Source organism: Pseudomonas sp. efr-133-TYG-5 (assembly GCF_030209175.1).
Lineage (GTDB): Bacteria > Pseudomonadota > Gammaproteobacteria > Pseudomonadales > Pseudomonadaceae > Aquipseudomonas.
Genome location: NZ_JARVSM010000001.1, coordinates 1843127 through 1861554, shown reverse-complemented (window position 1 = coordinate 1861554; position 18428 = coordinate 1843127). Strand labels below are relative to the sequence as shown.

The 18428-nt window shown below is 62.7% G+C and carries 13 protein-coding genes; 6 read left to right on the top strand and 7 right to left on the bottom strand.

The window, feature by feature from the left end; all coding sequences use genetic code 11:
* Positions 1-81: 81 nt before the first annotated feature.
* On the bottom strand, positions 82-990 hold the full coding sequence (locus QRN70_RS08380) for a DMT family transporter (protein WP_285416965.1): 909 nt from the start codon (positions 988-990) through the stop codon (positions 82-84).
* 85 nt (positions 991-1075) lie between these two features.
* Positions 1076-2701, bottom strand: coding sequence for a methyl-accepting chemotaxis protein (locus tag QRN70_RS08375; RefSeq protein ID WP_285416964.1), 1626 nt, complete (start codon positions 2699-2701; stop codon positions 1076-1078).
* 398 nt (positions 2702-3099) lie between these two features.
* On the opposite strand from QRN70_RS08375, the gene aceK reads away from it, so the two are divergent.
* From aceK to QRN70_RS08350, 5 genes are all read left to right on the top strand, one after another.
* Positions 3100-4821, top strand: coding sequence for a bifunctional isocitrate dehydrogenase kinase/phosphatase (gene aceK / locus QRN70_RS08370; protein ID WP_285418057.1), 1722 nt, complete (start codon positions 3100-3102; stop codon positions 4819-4821).
* A gap of 135 nt (positions 4822-4956) precedes the next feature.
* Complete coding sequence (gene hrpA / locus QRN70_RS08365) at positions 4957-8868, top strand: ATP-dependent RNA helicase HrpA (RefSeq protein ID WP_285416963.1); 3912 nt, start codon at positions 4957-4959, stop codon at positions 8866-8868.
* Positions 8869-9199: 331 nt separating this feature from the next.
* Positions 9200-10321 (top strand): beta-ketoacyl-ACP synthase III, encoded by a 1122-nt coding sequence (locus QRN70_RS08360; RefSeq protein WP_285416961.1) that lies wholly within the window; start codon positions 9200-9202, stop codon positions 10319-10321.
* 137 nt (positions 10322-10458) lie between these two features.
* Positions 10459-11070, top strand: coding sequence for an RNA polymerase sigma factor (locus QRN70_RS08355; protein ID WP_285416959.1), 612 nt, complete (start codon positions 10459-10461; stop codon positions 11068-11070).
* The gene (locus QRN70_RS08350) at positions 11064-11303 is read left to right on the top strand and encodes an anti-sigma factor family protein (RefSeq protein WP_285416957.1); all 240 of its coding nucleotides are present in this window, start codon (positions 11064-11066) and stop codon (positions 11301-11303) included. The genes QRN70_RS08355 and QRN70_RS08350 overlap by 7 nt, the downstream gene beginning before the upstream one ends.
* A gap of 161 nt (positions 11304-11464) precedes the next feature.
* Here QRN70_RS08350 and QRN70_RS08345 read toward each other — a convergent pair whose 3' ends face one another.
* Positions 11465-12787, bottom strand: coding sequence for a putative porin (locus tag QRN70_RS08345; protein WP_285416955.1), 1323 nt, complete (start codon positions 12785-12787; stop codon positions 11465-11467).
* Between the two features lie 281 nt (positions 12788-13068).
* Between QRN70_RS08345 and QRN70_RS08340 the strand changes: the two genes are divergently transcribed.
* On the top strand, positions 13069-14193 hold the full coding sequence (locus QRN70_RS08340) for a GNAT family N-acetyltransferase (RefSeq protein ID WP_285416954.1): 1125 nt from the start codon (positions 13069-13071) through the stop codon (positions 14191-14193).
* 44 nt (positions 14194-14237) lie between these two features.
* On the opposite strand, the gene aqpZ is transcribed toward QRN70_RS08340, so the two are convergent.
* From aqpZ to QRN70_RS08320, 4 genes are all read right to left on the bottom strand, one after another.
* A complete protein-coding gene (gene aqpZ / locus QRN70_RS08335; protein WP_285416951.1) occupies positions 14238-14933 on the bottom strand; it encodes an aquaporin Z in 696 nt (231 codons plus the stop codon).
* A gap of 204 nt (positions 14934-15137) precedes the next feature.
* Positions 15138-16970 carry an ABC transporter ATP-binding protein gene (locus QRN70_RS08330; protein WP_285416950.1) on the bottom strand — a complete coding sequence of 611 codons (1833 nt, stop codon included), beginning with the start codon at positions 16968-16970 and terminating at the stop codon, positions 15138-15140.
* A gap of 87 nt (positions 16971-17057) precedes the next feature.
* Positions 17058-17621, bottom strand: coding sequence for a peptidylprolyl isomerase (locus tag QRN70_RS08325; RefSeq protein ID WP_285416948.1), 564 nt, complete (start codon positions 17619-17621; stop codon positions 17058-17060).
* Positions 17622-17624: 3 nt separating this feature from the next.
* Positions 17625-18428, bottom strand: a complete 804-nt coding sequence (locus QRN70_RS08320; RefSeq protein ID WP_285416947.1) for an alpha/beta fold hydrolase — start codon at positions 18426-18428, stop codon at positions 17625-17627.

The window sequence follows — 18428 nt, the reverse complement described above, 5'->3', positions numbered from 1 at the left end:
AGCCATGCTCCGGGTCTTTCTTGTCCGCTCGCGCACTTCTGGCGCGGCTGCGCTGCCCGGCGCGCAAAGGGGGGGGCCGTGTCAGCGCGCCGTCACCTGTGCCGGTTTCACCACGGCAGGCTTGAGCACCAGCCATAACGCCAGGGCAATCAGCACCCCGCCATACACATGCGCCATCGACAGTGGTTCATCGAGAAACAGCGCTCCCCACAACACGCCGAACGGCGGAATCATGAAGGTCACGGTCATCGATTTGACCGGGCCGATGGCGCTCAGCAGGCGGAAGTAAATGATGTAGGCAAATGCGGTGCAACCCAGGCCCAGACCGAGCAGCGACAGCCACACGTTCCAGCCGCCCCAGCTCGCCGGCGGCTGGGTCAGCACGCTGTAACCGAACAGCGGCAGCAGGAACAGCGTCGCGCCGAGCATGCTGCCCAGCGCCGACAGTCGGCTATCGAGACCGCCGGCCTGATCCAGCCAGCGCCGCGCCAGAAACCCGGCAAAGCCGTAGCAGGTCGTGGCGAGCAGGCAGGCGAGGGCGCCCATCAGCAGTTGCAGATCGAACGCCACGGGACCGGCGCGGGTCAGCACACCAACCCCGAGCAGGCCGAGAAACACGCCAGACAGTTTCGCCACGGTCAGTTTTTCACTGAAGAACAGGCCGCCGATCAACACGCCCATCAGTGGCGTGGTGGCGTTGAAGATCGCCGAGTAACCGGCTGGCAACACTTGGGCGGCGACCGAATACAGCGTGGCCGGGAGCCCCGAGTTGATCACCCCCAGGAGCATCACCGTTTTCAGTTTGCCCTTGAAATCCCAACTGATGCGCATCAGCCCGAGAATCACCAGCAGGCCGACGGCGGCAATCGACACGCGGAAAAATCCTGTGGGAAGCGTGCCGATGGCCGGAGCGATGATGCGCATGAACAGGAAGCTTGCGCCCCAGATTGCTGCCAGTAACAGCATGCGGAAAATATCGACAGGGCTCACCACGGCACTCCTTCCTTTATCGGGACGAGAGTGTTGCCGAGCGCCCTGGCGATGGCAACCGCTATTCGGGCAATTAATTTTCCGCTCAGATCACAAAGCGCGTGACCAGCGCGTTGAGGTCGACCGCCAGGCGTGACAGCTCCTGGCTGGCGGCGGAGGTCTGGGTCGCGCCTGCCGCGGTTTGCGTGGAGAGGTCGCGGATGGTCACCAGATTCTGATCGACTTCGCGGGCCACCAGCGCCTGCTGCTCGGCGGCACTGGCGATGACCAGGTTGCGCTGGTTGATCTGCGCAATCGAGGCGGTGATTTTCTCCAGCGCCTGACCGGCACCGTTGGCCCGGCGCAGCGTCTGCCTGGCTTGCTCGGCACTGCTTTGCAGGGCTCCGACCGTGGCCCCGGTGCCGTGCTGGATGCTGCTGATCATCAGCTCGATTTCTTCGGTGGAATTCTGCGTACGCTGCGCCAGCGAACGGACTTCGTCGGCGACCACGGCAAAGCCGCGCCCGGCCTCGCCGGCGCGCGCTGCTTCGATGGCGGCGTTGAGGGCCAGCAGGTTGGTCTGCCCGGCAATTCCGCGGATCACCTCCAGCACCTTGCTGATGTCCTGGGCCTGGGTGGCGAGGCCTTCGGCCTGGTCCGACGCACCGAGCACCGCGCTGACCAGTTGCTGGATCGAGTCGATGGTCTCGCTGACCTGCACATGGCCGTGCTTGCTGTCCTCGTTCGACGCTTCGGAGGCTTCGGCGCTGGACACCGCGTTGGCCGCGACTTCATCGACCGCCGTGCTCATTTCGGTGACCGCCGTGGCAGCCTGCTCGATCTGGTCGTTCTGCTGTTGCAGGCCACGGGTGCTTTGTTCCATCACCGAACTCATCTCTTCGGCGGCGGAGGCCAGTTGCTGCGCCGACTCGCTGATGCCGCGGATGGTCGAGCGCAGGTTGCCCTGCATCTGCGCCAGGGCGTCGAGCAACTGCGCGGCCTCATCGCGACCGCTGCTGACGATCTCGCCGCTGAGGTCGCCAACAGCGATGCGCTGCGCCACTTGCAGCGCCTGATTGATTGGCGTGGTGATACTGCGAGTCAGCTGCCAGGCCAGCAACAGCGTGGCGATCAGGGCGACGACGATGATGCCGGCGACGATCCACAAGGCCCGTTGATACATCTCGGCGGCGGCATCGGCGGCGCCGTCCGCACCCTGCTGGTTGAAGCTGATCATTTGTTCCAGGGTCGTGTCGAGCACTCTGCCCTGCGGGGCCAGGTCATTGTTCAGACGGGCGTAGGCCTGTTCACTCTGCCCTGCGTCGATCAGACCGATGATCTGTTCGAGGATGCTCATGTACTTGCCGGTGTCGGCCTTCAGGCCGTCAAGCATTGCGCGTTCCTGATCGCTGCTGAGCAAGGCTTCATGGTCTTTGAGGCGTTTGAGCAATTCTTCGCGCTGCGCCTTGATCAGGCCTTTGCTCCTGTCGCGCACCGCCGGCTGGGTGCTGGTGATCAGGCGCAGGGATTCGAGACGGATGCTGGCGATATTCGCCGCCGCATCGTGAATGCTTTCGATGCTGGGCATCCACGACTCTTCGATCACCGTGGCGCTTTCGCGCAGGGTTTTCATCTGACCGAGGCCGAACAGACCGACCACCACCAGCAGACCGGCCAACACGGCAAAACTCAGACTGGCTCGCAAACCTATGCGCAGATTCCGGATAGACATCAATGTGCTCCTTGGGCTTTGAGGGAGAGGTCGTCCTCGTGGACCGAGGATCTTGTTGTCGGGCGGGTAATGGCGGGCTGTATATCAAAGTGCCACTATTTTGGTAAGACCAATCGAAGGCAGGGCGCAGGCGTTCGACACTTGTGGGCAAAGTCGCGAGCTAGAGAGGTCGCCGCCTGATTGGATCCGAAGCCCTGCAAATTCGCGGGCTGGCGGCACAGGGGCAGAGGAACTGGCCAGGTGCTTTTTTGACCGAACGGTCGACTTAAAAAACTTTGCTAAAAACTGTGTCGTTGTACAACCCGCAGGCGCATTTGGCCGAAATTGCACTTCTCCTGCGGTGGTTTCCGTGGCTAAGCTCTGGCACGGAGTTCCCCATGCACGCAGAGGTCTCATCTATGCCGCAGCAATGGCCAGCCACCGACATCGCCCGCATGATCCTCGATGGCTTCGACGATTACCGCGAGCATTTCCGGCGGATCACCGACGGCGCCCGCGAGCGTTTCGAGCAGGCACGCTGGCAGGAAATCCAGATCGCTTCGGCGGCGCGGATCAACCTCTACGAAGAAAAGGTCGGCGAAACGGTGGCGCGCCTGCGCGAGCATTTCGCCGCCGACACGCTGATGGACGTCAGTTGCTGGCCGCTGGTGAAGAGCGCCTACATCAGCGTGATCGACCTGCGTTTCGACGATGAGTTGTCCGAGACCTGGTACAACTCGATTTTCTGCGGGCTGTTCAGCCACGACCTGATCAGCGATGGCTGCATGTTCATCCACACCACGCGGCCGAGCCTGCGCCGCGCCCGTGCCGCGCAAACCCGCACCTACAAGCCTCAGGGCCAGTTGTCGGCGATGCTCGCGAGCATCTTTGCCGACTACCGTTTCAGCGAGGACTACGCTGACCTGCCGGGCGATGTGCGCCGGCTCGAAGCGCAACTGCGCGAGAACCTGCCGGACTGGGTGTGCAAGGACCCGGAGCTGAGCGTCGAGTTGTTTTCTTCGGTGCTGTACCGCAACAAGGGCGCCTATCTGGTCGGACGCATCTACACCCGCGACGAACAGTGGCCGCTGGTGATTCCGCTGCTGCACCGCGAAGGCCGCGGCATTCAGATCGATGCGTTGATTACCGACGAAGCCGATGTGTCGATCATCTTTTCCTTCACCCGCTCCTACTTCATGGTCGATGTACCGGTGCCGGCGGAGTTCATCGGCTTCCTGCGGCGGATCCTGCCGGGCAAGCACATCGCCGAACTGTACACCTCGATCGGCTTCTACAAACACGGCAAGTCGGAGTTCTACCGCGCGCTGATCAACCACCTGGCCAACACCGACGACCAGTTCATCATGGCCCCCGGTGTGCGCGGCATGGTCATGAGCGTGTTCACCCTGCCGGGCTTCAACACCGTGTTCAAGATCATCAAGGACCGCTTCTCGCCGTCGAAAAACGTCGACCGCGCAACGGTGATCGAGAAGTATCGGCTGGTGAAGAGCGTCGACCGCGTCGGGCGTATGGCCGACACCCAGGAGTTCGCCGATTTCCGCTTTCCGCTGAGCAAGTTCGATCCGGCGTGCCTGGCGGAACTGCTCGAGGTCGCACCGTCGACGGTGAGCGTGGAAGGCGAAACCGTGCTGATCCGCCACTGCTGGACCGAACGGCGGATGACCCCGCTCAACCTCTACCTGGACAACGCCAACGAAGCCCAGGTGCGCGAGGCCCTGGAGGATTACGGGCTGGCGATCAAGCAACTGGCGGCGGCGAACATCTTTCCCGGTGACATGCTGCTGAAGAACTTTGGCGTCACCCGCCACGGCCGGGTGGTTTTCTACGATTACGACGAAATCTGCTTCCTCACCGAAGCCAACTTCCGCCACATCCCGGCGCCGCGTACGCCGGAAGATGAAATGGCCTCCGAACCCTGGTACTCGATCGGGCCGCTGGATGTGTTCCCCGAGGAGTTTCCGCCGTTTCTGTTCGCCGATGCCGGACAGCGCAAATTGTTCGACCAGTTGCACGGCGAGTTGTACAACGCCGACTACTGGAAGGGTTTGCAGGAGGCGATTCGGGCGGGGAAGGTGATCGACGTGTTCCCGTATCGGCGCAAGGGCCTCGACAACGAATAGAAGCAGCGACGCGCGGCAAGTTACAAGCTTCAAGCCGCAGCCCGAGTCAACTTGCGGCTTGTGGTTTGCCGCTTGCAGCTGCTTTTCTGCGACAATCGGCCCCCTGCATAAAAAGACGACCGAATTGCGTACCCGATGACTGACGAATCGCCCTCCATCGACAAACTGCTGAAAAACCTCGATCACGCCATGCTCGCCGACCGTCACCGGCTGCGGCGGCAGTTGCTTGAGCTGCGCAAGAAACCCGACGAGGCCAAGCTGGCCCAGTGGGTGGCGCGTATGCAGGCGTCCTGCGATCAGGTGCTGGCGCGCAAGGCCAGCCTGCCCGTGATCCGTTACGACGACAGCCTGCCGATCGCGGCCAAGCGTGACGAGATCAAGAAGGCCCTGGAACAGCATCAGGTGCTGATCATCGCCGGCGAAACCGGCTCGGGCAAAACCACCCAGTTGCCGAAAATCTGCCTGGAGATCGGCCGCGGCCAGCACGGTCTGATCGGTCACACCCAGCCACGCCGGATCGCCGCACGCAGCGTGGCCAGCCGCGTCGCCGAAGAACTCGGCACGCCATTGGGGGCGCTGGTTGGCTATCAGGTGCGATTCGAAGATCAGAGCGATGCCAACACCCTGATCAAACTGATGACCGACGGCATACTGCTGGCGGAAACCCAGAACGACCGTTATCTGGAACGCTACGACACGATCATCGTCGACGAAGCCCACGAACGCAGCCTGAACATCGACTTCCTGCTCGGTTACCTGAAAACCCTGCTGCCGCGTCGTCCCGACCTGAAGGTCATCATCACTTCGGCGACCATTGATCTGGAGCGCTTCTCCAAGCACTTCGACGATGCGCCGATCGTCGAGGTCTCCGGACGCACGTTCCCGGTGGAAACCTGGTACCGGCCGCTGACCCTGGAACAGGACGAAGAGGGCAATCGCGTCGAAGATGACCTGACCGTGGACCAGGCCATCCTCGCCACCCTCGACGAAATCGCCGCCTACGAGCGCAGCGAACGCCGCAGTCCGGGGGACGTGCTGGTGTTTCTGCCGGGCGAGCGCGAGATTCGCGACGCCGCGGAAATGCTGCGCAAGGCGCAACTCAAACACACCGAAATCCTGCCGCTGTACGCGCGCCTGTCGCCGGCCGAGCAGCAGCGGATTTTCCAGTCGCATCCAGGCCGCCGCGTGGTGCTGGCAACCAACGTGGCCGAGACCTCGCTGACGGTGCCGGGCATCCGCTACGTGATCGACAGCGGCACCGCACGCATCAGCCGCTACAGTTACCGCGCCAAGGTCCAGCGCCTGCCGATCGAAGCGATTTCCCAGGCCAGCGCCAATCAGCGTAAAGGTCGTTGCGGCCGGGTCGAACCCGGCATTTGCGTGCGTCTGTACAGCGAGGAGGATTTTCTCGGCCGGCCGGAATTCACCGATCCGGAAATCCTGCGGACCAACCTCGCTGCCGTAATCTTGCAGATGCTGCATCTGCGCCTCGGCGAAATCACTGCGTTCCCGTTTATCGAGCCGCCGGACGGCAAGGCGATCAGCGACGGGTTCAACCTGCTGCAAGAACTCTCGGCGGTGGACCGCAACAGCCAACTGACCCCGCTCGGCCGCCAGTTGGCGCGCCTGCCGGTGGACCCGCGCATGGGCCGCATGCTGCTCGAAGCCGCCAAGCTCGGCAGCTTGCAGGAAGTGCTGATCGTCGCCAGCGCCATGTCGATCCAGGACCCGCGCGAGCGCCCGCCGGAGCGTCAGCAAGCGGCGGATCAGGCCCACGCGCAGTGGAAGGACGCCGATTCCGACTTTGCCGCACTGGTCAACCTGTGGCGCGGTTTCGAAGAACAGCGTCAGGCGCTGACGGCCAGTCCGTTGCGCAACTGGTGCCGCAAGAACTTCCTCAACTACCTGCGCCTGCGCGAGTGGCGCGATTCCCATCGGCAGTTGAGCCTGATCTGTCGCGACCTGCAGTTGAGCGTGAATAAAGATCCGGCGGATTATCCCAAGCTGCACAAAGCGGTGCTGGTCGGCCTGCTCAGCCAGATCGGCCAGAAAACCGAAGACGGCGACTACCTCGGTGCCCGCCAGCGGCGCTTCTGGATTCACCCGTCGTCGGGCATTGGCAAGAAGCGTCCGCAGTGGGTGATGACCGCCGAACTGGTGGAAACCACCAAGCTGTATGCGCGCATGGTGGCGAAGATCGACGCCGACTGGATCGAACCGCTCGCCGGGCACCTGATCAAGAAAAACCACTTCGAGCCGCATTGGGAGAAGAAACGTGGCCAGGTCGTCGCGTTCGAACAGATCACCCTGTTCGGCCTGATCGTGGTCGGGCGGCGGCCGGTGCATTACGGCCCGGTGGACCCGGTGGTGTCGCGCGAGCTGTTCATCCGCGAAGGCCTGGTGCGTGGCGAAATTCAATCCCGGGCCAAGTGCCTGAGCGCCAACCAGCGCCTGCTCGAACAGCTCGACGAACTGGAAGCCAAGGCCCGTCGCCGCGACATCCTCGCCGACGAAGAAACCCTCTACGCGTTCTACGACGCGCGGCTGCCGGCGGAGATCCACCAGACCGCCACGTTCGACAGCTGGTACCGGGTCAACAGCCAGAAAGATCCGCAGCTGCTGATCATGCGCGAGGAAGACGTGCTGGCCCGGGAAGCCAGTGAAGTCACCGCGCGCGACTACCCGGACACCTTGCACATCGGCGATCTGGAGCTGGCGCTCACTTACCATTTCGAGCCCAACCACCCGCGCGACGGCGTGACCCTGCGCGTGCCGGCACCGTTGTTGCCGATGCTGCCGCCGGAGCGCCTGGAGTGGCTGGTACCGGGCTTGATCGAAGCCAAGTGCATTGCCCTCGTGCGCAACCTGCCCAAGGCCCTGCGCAAAAACTTCGTGCCGGTGCCGGACTTCGTCAGAGCCGCCTTGCAGCGCATGCCGTTTGCCGAGGGTTCGCTGCCGCAGGCACTGGGCCGCGAACTGCTGCGCATGACCGGTGCACGGGTCAGCGACGAGGCCTGGGCGGAAGCCGCGCAGCAGGTCGAGGGGCATTTGCGGATGAACCTGGAAATCGTCGACGGCCAGGGCAAGTTCCTCGGCGAAGGGCGTGACCTGGCCGAACTGACCGCGCGCTTCGCCGAAGCCAGTCAGGCGGCGCTGGCCGTGCCGCAGAGCGCGAAGAGCCAGCAACCGGTGGAAGCCAAGGTGTTCGCCCCGGTGGCGGAAAAAACCCAACAGAAGATCGCCGGGTTGTCGATGACGGTGTATCCGGCGCTGGTGGAGGAGAGCGGCACGGTCAAGGAGGGGCGATTCTCGACCCCGGCCGAAGCCGAGTTCCAGCACCGCCGCGCCTTGCAACGCCTGTTGCTGCAGCAACTGGCCGAGCCGGCCAAGTTCCTGCGCAGCAAATTGCCGGGCATCACCGAACTGGGCTTGCTCTACCGCGAACTGGGTCGCGTCGACGCGCTGGTCGAAGACATTCTGCTGGCCAGCCTCGACAGCTGCATCCTCGACGGCGAAGACCCGTTGCCGCGTGACGGCGCCGGGCTGGCGGCCCTCGCCGAGCGCAAGCGCGGCAGCTGGACCGAGCACGCCGAGCGCGTGGCGCGCCTGACCCTGGAGATCCTCAAGCTGTGGCACGGTCTGCAGAAGCGCTTCAAGGGCAAGATCGACCTGGCGCAGGCCGTGGCGCTCAATGACATCAAGCAGCAGCTCAGCCACCTGGTCTACCCGGGCTTCGTCCGGGAAACGCCGATGCTCTGGCTCAAGGAGCTGCCGCGTTACCTGAAAGCGGTCGAGCAACGCTTCGAGAAGCTCGGCGCGCAGGTGCAGAAGGATCGTGTATGGAGCGGCGAACTCGCCGGCCTCTGGACGCAATACCAGATCCGCGCGGCCAAACACGCCCAGGAAGGCAAGCGTGATCCGCAGCTCGAGTTGTATCGCTGGTGGCTGGAGGAATACCGCGTGTCGCTGTTCGCCCAGCAGTTGGGGACGAAGGTGCCGATCTCCGACAAACGGCTGAACAAGCAGTGGAGCCAGGTCGAAGCCTGATTCTGAGGCTGTACAGCTACCCTGTGGGAGCGAGCCTGCTCGCGAAAGCGGCGGGTCAGGCAAGCAATAGGTTGACTGATGTACCGCCTTCGCGAGCAAGCTCGCTCCCACAAGGAATGTTCTGTTGCTCCCGGGAATGGGGCCAAAACCTTGGGTTTATGGCAAACTTCGCGACCATAAATGCCGTTTTCGCGTCCCAGAGCCTTTGCCGGGCCGTGCAGCGGAATAAAGCGATGCCCGGTTTTTGCGTCCCTTGATACGGGAATAGACCCTTTGTGTGTTGGTACGTCGGTGCCAGCGCTTTCTGCCTGAACAGATTAGAGAAACGACCATGCATAACGTCGTCATCAGCGGCACCGGCCTGTACACCCCGGCCAACAGCATCTCCAACGAAGAGCTGGTGCAGTCTTTCAATACCTACGTCGCGCAGTTCAATGCCGACAACGCCGACGCCATCGCCCGTGGCGAAATCGAGGCCCTGACCGAATCCAGCGCCGCGTTCATCGAAAAAGCTTCCGGGATCAAGAGCCGCTTTGTCATGGACAAGGATGGCATCCTCGATCCGCAACGCATGGCGCCGCGCCTGCCGGAGCGTTCCAACGACGAATGGTCGGTGCTCTGCCAGATGGCCATCGGCGCTGCCGAACAGGCCCTGCAGCGGGCCGGCAAGACCGCCGCGGACATCGACGGCGTGATCGTCGCCTGCTCCAACCTGCAGCGTGCCTACCCGGCCATCGCCATCGAAGTCCAGGAGGCACTGGGTATCCAGGGCTTCGGTTTCGACATGAACGTCGCCTGCTCGTCGGCGACCTTCGGCATCCAGGCGGCGGCCAACAGCGTGCAACTGGGCCAGGCCCGGGCGATCCTGATGGTCAACCCGGAAGTCTGCACCGGTCACCTGAACTTCCGTGACCGCGACAGCCACTTCATCTTCGGCGACGCCGCCACGGCCGTGGTCATCGAGCGCGCCGACCTCGCCACCTCCGCGTACCAGTTCGATGTGGTCAGCACCAAGCTGCTGACCAAGTTCTCCAACAACATCCGCAACAACTTCGGCTTCCTCAACCGCGCGGCGGAAGAGGGCATCGGCGCCCGCGACAAACTGTTCGTGCAGGAAGGCCGCAAGGTGTTCAAGGACGTCTGCCCGATGGTCGCCGAGCTGATCGGCGAGCATCTGCAAGAAAACCAGCTCAATGTCGGCGATGTGAAACGCTTCTGGCTGCACCAGGCCAACCTGAGCATGAACCACCTGATCGTGCGCAAGCTGCTCGGTCGCGAGGCCACCGAAGAAGAAGCCCCGGTGATCCTCGACACCTACGCCAACACCAGCTCCGCCGGCTCGGTGATCGCGTTCCACAAGTATCAGGACGATTTGTCCGCCGGTTCGCTGGCGGTGCTGAGTTCGTTCGGTGCCGGTTACTCGATCGGCAGCGTGATCCTGCGCAAGCGTTAAACGAGAGGGTTCATTTCCTCTTAATCGCGCTGATCTTTCCTACATCCGGATCAGCGCGAACGCTGTAATTTTCGGAGATGACGGCAGGCGAGACCCTGCCGTTCTCATTTTCGAAGTCGGGACAAGGGGATTGCTGGATGGCGGCTGACGACACTCAACTGCTTGCACGCTTGCTGGCCGGGGAGCAACAGGCTTTCAAGGAACTGGTCGGCACTTATCAGAGCGCCATGCGCGCCGTGGCGTATGCCATTGTCGGCCAGCGCCATGTCGAGGAAGTGGTGCAGGATGCCTGGCTGTCGGTGGTGCGGCACATTGGCAGTTTCGAAGGGCGCTCGAGCCTCAAGACCTGGCTGCTGACCATTACCGCCAATTCGGCCAAGAGCCGTTACAAACTCAATCGCCGTGAAGTGCTGCTCGATGACTTGCCATCACCGCACGGGACCATTGACGACGATCGCTTCTCGCCCGGCGACGGCCATTGGCTGGTCGCACCGTTTGCCTGGCACCAGGACACCCCCGAGGCATTGCTCACCGAAGGCGAATTGCGCGAGTGCCTGGAGCACACGCTGCTGAGCCTGTCGGAGCTGCAAATCAGCGTGCTGCTGCTGCGCGAACGCCAGGGTCTGGAACTGGAAGAGATCTGTAACCTTCTGCAGATCTCGCTCTCCAATGTCCGCGTGCTGCTGCATCGGGCACGTTTGAAGGTCTTCGCGACCGTGGAACATTTTGAGGAGACAGGGGAATGTTGACCTGCAAGGAGCAAGTGGCACGATCCAGCGATTATCTCGATGGCCAATTGAGCTTTCGCGAGCGGCTGATGGTGCGTCATCACCTGATGTTCTGTCGCAATTGCCGACGGTTCATTCGGCAGATGCGTCTGATGCAGGCGACGCTGCGGGCGCTGCCGGAGCCGCCGGTGGAGGGTGTCGAGGCCTTGGCCGAGCGCCTGGCCGAGCAGCGCCGCAAGGACAGTCCGCCGTAGGCACCGCGTGAAAACAAGGCTGCGATCTTTTGCTCCTGTCGGTTCAGACAGGAGCAAAAGATCGCAGCCTTCGTCACTTCTGGAGGGCATAACCCGGCGCGGCTGCAAACGAACGGATGATGGGGATCGTCCCGCCGGCGCCAGGCTATGTATTGCGCTGTTTAAAACTTGGCTTCGGCGTCCAGCTGCAGGGTGTTGGTGTCGGCATCACGCTGCGTGCGGCTGGAGAAGTCAGCCTTGGTCAGGAAGTAAGTGGCGCCGATGGCGAAGTTCTTGTCGATGTCGTAGCCGACCTTGAACTTGTGACCACGCGAACCGGTGGTGCCGTTGGCGAAGTCGGAATCGGTGAAGGCACCGACCACGGCGTCGCGCTGTACGTCACGATAGTTGTAGTCCAGGTTCAGGCCGAAGACTTTCGACTTGGCGCCAACCAGCCATGCGGTGTCGGCATCGGTCACCGCGTCGTTGTTCTTCACGTATTGGCCGTAGAACGACAGCGGCATTGGCAGGCCGCCGATATCGATCTGGCTGAAGCCCTCGTACAGACGGAATTCGTTGTTCGCCGAGTTGCCGTTGACCGACAGGGCGCACGGTGTCGACGTCCCGGTGCAACGGCTGTCTTCGTCGTTCTGGTAGGCGTAGACGCTGCCGCCCAGGGTCAGTTTCAGGTTGTCGGTGATGGCGAAGCGGCTACCCAGCTGGCCGGCGGTCAGGCGCAGGTCGTGACGGAACTGCACGCCTTCGCCGTCGACGTTGTCCTTGAGGGTGTAGTTGCCCAGGCTGCCGAACAGTTCGGCGCTGCTGCCCAGTGGGTACTTGTAAGTGACGGCCAGACCTTCCGGGTTGATGTCGCTATCCCAGATCACGTCGCCCATGCTCACCCACGGCTGCAGCATCTTGCCGCCGATCACGTGCAGGTTCTTGATGGCGTCCGGGTGGTAGTCGATGTAGCCCAGGTCGAGCCAGATCTGCTTCTTGTCGAAGTAGTTGTCCATGTCTTGGTTGGTCGAGCGGGCGTCGTCGCCGCCGCCGGTGGCGATGCGGATGCCGGTGTCGACCTGCGGGTTGATCTCGGTGTAGGCACCCAGGCGCGCACGGATGCGCTGCCGGTCCTTGTCACGGCCGCCGTTGTTGGACTCGCCGTCGATCTTCACGGTTTCCTGACGGATGCGTACATCGCCCTTGAACTGGGTCTTGGCGGCCCAGGCCAGTTTCTGGTCGAAGGCGCTTTGTTCGTTGGTTTTTTTCGCGACGGCAGCGACCTGTTCGTTGGTCTCTTGCTGAGCCTGCTGAGCGATTTGCTGAGCCTTCTGATCCTTGGCCAATTCAGCTTGCAGCTCGACGTACTGAGCCTGGGAAATCGAACCGTTAGCCTTGAGCATGTCGAGCAGTTTGGCGTCGACTGCAGCGCTGGCCGGAACGCTCATGGCCAGCAACAGGCCACCGCACAGGGCCGCCGCAGTTTTCGTGGAAGCAAGACGCATAGCAATCTCCGAAGATGAGAGGGATGGCTTGACCATCCTGGGCACAACCGACGGTTTGGACGTCGGAAAACAGTGTCCGGGTAGAACCCGGCGCTCTAAAAACAGGCGCCAGTATCGCGATGGTTTATGACAGACCGGTGGCACAGTGATGGCAGGTTCGTGACGATGCGCATCGGCGCTGAACTATTGATCTAGAGCGCTGTCGCCCGATTGCGGGTGTGTAATGGCTGGCGATAGGCGATACTCGCCAGGCTTGGAACCAAGATGTGGAGAGCTCGTTGATGCCGTTGCAGCGCCTGCAGAATCTGTCGGAAATTGCCCCGGCCACCTGGGATGCCCTGGTGCCGGAAAACCAGCCATTTCTGCGCCACGCCTTTCTCGGCGCACTGGAAGACAGCGGCAGTGTCGGTGCGCACACCGGCTGGCACGCGGAGCATTTGCTGCACATCGAAGGCGAGCGCCTGATCGCCGCGCTGCCGGCCTATCGCAAATGGCACTCCTACGGGGAGTACGTGTTCGACCACGGCTGGGCCGATGCCTGCGCCCGCGCCGGTATCGATTACTACCCCAAGCTGCTGGTCGCCGTGCCCTTCAGTCCGGTCAGCGGGCCGCGCTTGCTGGCGGCGAATGTCGAGGATGGCTTCGAGCTGCTCAAGAGCCTGCCGGGTTACCTCGAGGTCGAAGAACTCTCCAGCGCCCACATCAACTTCACCGATGCCTTTACCGACGCAGCCATGGCTGAACAGCCAGGCTGGCTGCAGCGCATCGGCTGTCAGTATCACTGGCACAATCGCGGCTACCGCGACTTCCAGGATTTCCTCGACGTGCTCAGTTCGCGCAAGCGCAAGCAGATGCGCAAGGAGCGCGAGCAAGTGGCGGGGCAGGGGTTCGAATTCGAATGGCTGGAGGGGCACGCGCTCAGCGAGGCGCAGTGGGATTTTGTCTACGCCTGCTACGCCAACACCTACGCGGTACGGCGCCAGGCACCCTACCTGACCCGAGCCTTCTTCAGCCTGCTGGCCGAGCGCATGCCGCAAGCGATTCGTGTGGTGCTGGCCAAACAGGGTTCACGGCCGGTGGCGATGGCCTTCAGCCTGGTCGGTGGCGACAGCTTCTACGGACGCTACTGGGGGTGCCTGGCAGAGTTCGACCGGCTGCATTTCGAAACCTGTTTCTACCAGGGCATGGAATACGCGATTGCCCAGGGACTACAGCGTTTCGATGCCGGCGCCCAGGGCGAGCACAAGCTGATTCGCGGCTTCGAACCGGTGATCACGCATTCCTGGCATTACCTGCGCCATCCGGGCCTGAAAGCGGCGGTCAAAGACTTCCTGCACCAGGAACGCGCCGGTGTGCTGGCCTACGCCGAAGAGGCGCGCAGTGCCTTGCCGTATCGGCAAACCTGAGGGCGCGGGCGGGCCCGCACCCTCAGCGGGAGGCGCCGGCTTCGTCAGCGGTCGTCGCTGCCCAGCCAGCGATAAATCACCCCGCCAACTACCGCGCCCAACAGCGGCGCGACCCAGAACATCCACAATTGCGCGATGGCCCAGCCACCGACCATCAGCGCCGGGCCGGTACTGCGCGCCGGATTGACCGAGGTGTTGGTGACGGGAATCGAGATCAAGTGGATCAGCGTCAGGCCCAGGCCGATGGCGATCGGCGCCAGCCCCGGCGGTGCGCGTTTGTCGGTGGCGCCGAGGATGATCACCACGAACATGGCAGTCATCACCAGCTCCGTGACAAACCCGCTGGCCATCGAATACTTGCCGGGGGAATGCTCGCCATAGCCGTTGGAGGCCAGGCCCGCGGCAATATCGAAGCCCTCTCGACCACTGGCGATGGCGTACAGCAGGGCCGCCGCGAGAATCCCGCCGATCACCTGGGCGATGATGTAGGCGGGCAGTTCCTTGGCCGGGAATCGGCCGCCGACGCACAGACCGACCGAGACGGCCGGGTTGAGATGACATCCGCTGATGTGGCCGATGGCGAATGCCATGGTCAGCACCGTCAGACCAAACGCCAGGGCGACCCCCAGCACCCCGATACCCAAGGGCGAAGACGCTGCGATTACTGCACTGCCGCAACCACCCAGAACCAGCCAGAACGTGCCCAGTGACTCCGTCACCGAGCGTTTGAACAGAGACATGCAAGTCTCCTTGATAGGCATGCTATCGAGACTGAATCGAGTTGTGCTTCCCTGCAGACTTACGACAGGCCCCACTTCCGGAACCTTGGCTGAGTACAGCAGGGTTTGCGCCGATTTCCAGCGGCCACGAAAAAACCGCCAGGCCCCGTGGTTGGCGGGCTCTGGCGGTTTCCGGGGTGGCGGATCGTGGCGCTTGGGTTGCGTTCAGTCGATCCCGACAAATCCGCCGGTCTGGTGCTGCCACAGGCGCGCATACAAGCCGCGCTGGGCCAGCAGTTCGGCATGGGTGCCGCTTTCGGCGATCCTGCCTTGCTCCAGCACCACCAGGCGATCCATGCGGGCGATGGTCGAGAGGCGGTGGGCGATGGCGATCACGGTCTTGCCCTGCATCAGGGTTTCCAGGCTTTCCTGGATCGCCGCCTCGACTTCCGAGTCCAGCGCCGAAGTCGCTTCGTCCATGATCAGAATCGGCGCGTCCTTGAGCAGCACGCGCGCGATGGCGATGCGCTGGCGCTGACCACCGGACAGCTTCACGCCACGCTCGCCGACATGCGCGTCGAACCCGGTGCGGCCCTCGGCGTCCGAGAGCAGCGGGATGAACTCGTCGGCGCGGGCCTTGTGCACCGCGTCCCAGAGTTCGGCGTCGCTCGCGTCGGGCTTGCCGTACAGCAGGTTGTCGCGGATCGAACGGTGCAGCAGCGAGGTATCCTGGGTAATCATGCCGATCCGCGCGCGCAGGCTTTCCTGGCCGACTTCGGCGATGTTCTGGCCATCGATCAGGATCCGGCCACCCTCGACGTCATACAGACGCAGCAACAGGTTGACCAGCGTCGACTTGCCGGCGCCGGACGGGCCGATCAGACCGATTTTCTCGCCCGGTTTGATCGTCAGGTTGAGGTCGCCGATGATGCCTTTCTGCTTGCCGTAGTGAAAATCCACGTGCTCGAAGCGCACTTCGCCACGGGCCACCGCCAGCGGTTTGGCCTGCTCGTGATCGGTGACGCTGACGGGCTGCGAGATAGTCTGCAGGCCGTCCTGGACCATGCCGATGTTTTCGAAAATCCCGGTGACCACCCACATGATCCAGCCGGACATGTTGACGATACGAATGACCAGACCGGTCGCCAGGGCAATCGCCCCGACCGAGATCAGCGACTGCGTCCACAGCCACAGCGCCAGCGCCGTGGTGCTGACGATCAGCAGGCCGTTCATGGTGGTGATGGCGACGTCCATGCTGGTGACCACGCGGCCGGCCAGTTGCGCTTTTTCGGTCTGCTCCTGAATCGCCTCGCGGGCGTAATGCTGTTCGAAATTGGTGTGGGCGAACAGCTTCAGGGTGGCGATGTTGGTGTAGCCGTCGACGATCCGTCCCATCAGTTTCGAGCGGGCGTCGGAGGCTGCCACCGAGCGGTCCTTGACCCGTGGCACGAAGTAGTAAAGCGCGCCGATGTAGGCGCCGATCCACATCAGCAGCGGGATGATCAGGCGCCAGTCGGCTTCGGCGAACAGCACCAGCGAACTGATCGCATAGATCAGCACGTGCCACAGCGCATCCACGGCCTGCACGGCCGAATCGCGCAGCGAGTTGCCGGTCTGCATGATGCGCTGGGCGATGCGCCCGGCGAAGTCGTTCTGGAAGAAATTCAGGCTCTGCTTGAGCACGTAGCTGTGGTTCTGCCAGCGAATCAGGCTGGTCATGCCGGGGCTGAGGGTCTGGTGCACGAGCAGGTCGTGCAGGGCAAAAAAGATCGGCCGCAGCACCAGCGCGACCACGACCATCCAGGTCAGTTCGAGGGCGTGCTCACGGAAGAAATTCGGGTTTGGCGTGCCTTGGGCCAGATCGATGATGCGGCTCAGGTAGCTGAACAGCGCCACTTCAATCAGCGCGGCGAACAGGCCGACCACCAGCAGGGCGGCGAAACTCGGCCAGACCTGCTTCAGGTAATAGGTGTAGAAGGGCAGCACACGATTCGGCGGCGCCGCGGTCGGGGCGTCGCGAAAGATGTCGATCAGTTGTTCAAAACGGCGATAGAGCATCAGATAACCGCCCGCAACCGGGCGCTCCTTTTATCGATGTGAGCGGTGCGGGGATGGCCCGCGACCGCTCGGAACGCCCTGTACAGCTTAGTCGATGCGCTTGGCCGACTTGATGATCACAGGGTCGACAGGCACGTTTTGCATGCCCTGTTTGGTCGTGGTTTGCGAATTGACGATGATGTCGACCACATCCATGCCCTTGACCACTTTGGCGAATACGGCGTAACCGGCGTCACGGCCTGGATCGAGGAAGGCGTTGTCGGCGACGTTGATGAAGAACTGGCTGGTGGCCGAGTTCGGATCGGACGTGCGCGCCATCGACAGCGTGCCACGCACGTTATGCAGGCCGTTGCTGGCTTCGTTCTTGATCGGCGCGTCAGTCGGCTTCTGCACCATCTGCTGGGTAAAACCGCCGCCCTGGGCCATGAAGCCCGGGATCACGCGGTGGAAAATGGTGTTGGTGTAGAAACCCTTGTCGACGTAGGCGAGGAAGTTCTTGGTACTGATCGGTGCCTTGACCGGGTCCAGTTCGATTTCGATCTGGCCGTTGGTGGTGTCCAGCAGCACGTGCGGCGCTGCGGCCGGCGTGGCAGCCATCAGGTTGGCGGCGAACAGCACGGAGCCGGCGGCGAGGGCGAGTTTTTTCAGCATGGGTCAGTGATCCTGAGGGTGAATATCGGCTGTGGCGAGAAACTCCAGCAGCGTTTGATTGAAGCGTTCGGGTTGATCGAGCGGGGTGGCGTGGCGCGAATCGGCGATCACCACCAGCCGCGCATCGGGCAACAGTCTGGCATAGCTTTCTTTCAGCGCGACCGGCGTGTAGTCACGGTCGGCGCTGACGATGAGGGTTGGACAGGTGACCCTGGAAAGTCGTTCCTGAACCCCCCAGCCAACAATCGCATCGAAGCTGGCGAGATAAGCACGTTTGTCGTTTTTTGCCCAGCGCTCGGTCATTTTGCGCCGCAGATCGGCCTGTTCAGGCTTGGGAAAAAGTTTGCCGCCCAGCGCCTTGCCGATGGTGGCCAGGCTCAGCACGCGCATCAGGCCCCAGCGCTTGAACCACTGCCAGTAGTCGTCGCGGCTGCGGATTTTCACTTCGGGCGCGCTGTTAACGATGGTCAGGCTTTTCAGCCTCTGCGGTTGATCGACGGCGAACTGGAAGCCGATCATGCCGCCCATGGACAGCCCGACGTAATGCACCGGGCCAAGGTTCAAGTGATCGAGCAGGGCCAGCATGTCGGCGCTGAATCCGGCGATGCTGTAGCGCTCGCGCGGCTTGTCCGAGCGGCCGTGGCCGCGCACGTCCGGGACAATTACCCGGTAATGCGCGGCCAGCGTCGGGATCTGCATTTCCCAGTCCAGGGTGCTCGAGCCGAGCCCGTGGACCAGCAACAACGGCGAACCGTGGCCATATTCCTCGTAGTGCAGGTTGCAACCTTCATGTTCGAAATACGCCAT